Here is a 513-nt window from a genome sequence, read left to right on the forward strand (position 1 = left end):
TTTTGAACTAACATAAAATGCTGATGAACCATACCAATTCCTAGTTTTATGGCTTCATTTGGGTCAGACATCTTAACAAGGTTTCCCCTTACATATATTTCGCCTTTTTCCGGTTGATAAAGTCCATAAAGTACATTCATCAAAGTGGTTTTTCCAGCTCCATTTTCACCAAGAAGTACATGAGTTTCTCCTTCTAATAGTTCAAAATCCACATCTTCGTTTGCAATAGTACCTGGAAATATCTTAGTGATACCCTTCATTTCTATCACTTTTTCCATCTGTAATTCCCACCTCCTGTATTTAATCAACTTAAACTGCATTTATTATAGCAAATATTATATAAAATTTAAATAATAAATATTTTCCCAAATTTAGTTTTTCCTTGCACTGTTTCAAAAAGCTAGATGTAATAATTACATCTAGCTTTAATCCAAACAATTAAATTATATTATTGGATTGATGGAGCTGTGAAATTAGCAGCTTCACCTTTCTTTGCTGGAACTACAATTGTTC

The 513-nt window shown here is 31.4% G+C and carries 1 protein-coding gene; it reads right to left on the reverse strand.

What is annotated here, in order from left to right; translation table 11 throughout:
• Window positions 1–278, reverse strand: a 278-nt coding sequence (locus tag ACJDUG_RS17790) for an ATP-binding cassette domain-containing protein (protein WP_406771207.1), incomplete at its 3' end; no start/stop codon positions are given.
• Window positions 279–513: the final 235 nt, after the last annotated feature.

Origin of the sequence: Candidatus Clostridium stratigraminis (genome assembly GCF_045310675.1) — a bacterium.
Classification (GTDB): domain Bacteria; phylum Bacillota; class Clostridia; order Clostridiales; family Clostridiaceae; genus Clostridium_AT; species Clostridium_AT stratigraminis.